Source organism: Bartonella sp. AP72JLCBS (assembly GCF_042195705.1).
In the GTDB taxonomy this organism is placed as follows: Bacteria; Pseudomonadota; Alphaproteobacteria; order Rhizobiales; family Rhizobiaceae; genus Bartonella.
The window spans coordinates 1-897 of record NZ_JBHIOU010000089.1 but is presented as its reverse complement, the minus strand read 5'-3'; the positions used below and the strand labels follow the sequence as shown (position 1 = coordinate 897).

Below are 897 nucleotides of genomic sequence, written 5' to 3'. Positions count from 1 at the left end.
CACGATCCATACTTCATCAATCAACATTAAAGGCACACGAATCCGTTGAAAACCACGATAAAACCTCAGCATAAGCACACGACCCTTCATTACGAGGCTTCTCATTGGGATGGGCCTCAGAGATGGCGTGCGGAAGGCCAAAAAGACAGTGACACCGGCCCCTATCACCTTGGAGACCCTTAGACTAATGGGGATGGCAAGACGCCATAGACGCGATGGGATCTATATTCTGAAGATAACTCAAGCACAGGGAGAAGGATCACAACCTACATTACAGTTACCTTCGACAAAGACAGAGACGCAGGCATCACCCACCACAGCATCGGATCAGCCTCCGGTACAGATGTTCTCCCCTTCCCGAGGCCAGGACCGACTAGAGCGCCTTGAGAGTGCCGTGGGTATGATACAGGCTGAGGTGGCCGAGGGCAGAGCTACATTGACAGCATTCCACAGTGAGGTTATGGGCCGCTTTAACAGGGTGGCACTCTTACTTCAGCAGGTCTTGACGTCTAGACCCTCACCACCACCAGATACTGAGACACCACCAGCAGTGGCAAAGACAGCACCAGCACCTTAGCCGAGTTTGGAGCAGGACACCGACGCAGAGTCGTCTTAGACATTAGATTTTTACTTCTCACTTTTGTATTTTTCATTTTATTTTGGACTATTAGTACTCAGAAAGGATTCATTCCTTCTGAGGGTATTACGCAGGTTGTAGTTAGTCGCATAGAGTTTTATCCGTTGCAGAGCTACTAAACTCTTTTGTGTGTGTGCGTGCAGAGATCCTATTTGAGAGAAATTGAGGAACTAACAACGAACACAACACTAACAACATAACTCCTCAAACACAACACTTGGAGGAAGGGGAGTATTTATTTTCAATTGCTTTTCCCACAC

At 47.8% G+C, this 897-nt stretch carries 1 protein-coding gene; it reads left to right on the top strand.

All coding sequences use genetic code 11. The features are described 5' to 3' along the window. The first annotated feature begins 415 nt into the window (after positions 1-415). Positions 416-577 (top strand): hypothetical protein, encoded by a 162-nt coding sequence (locus tag ACFILO_RS09540; protein WP_375678219.1) that lies wholly within the window; start codon positions 416-418, stop codon positions 575-577. Positions 578-897: the final 320 nt, after the last annotated feature.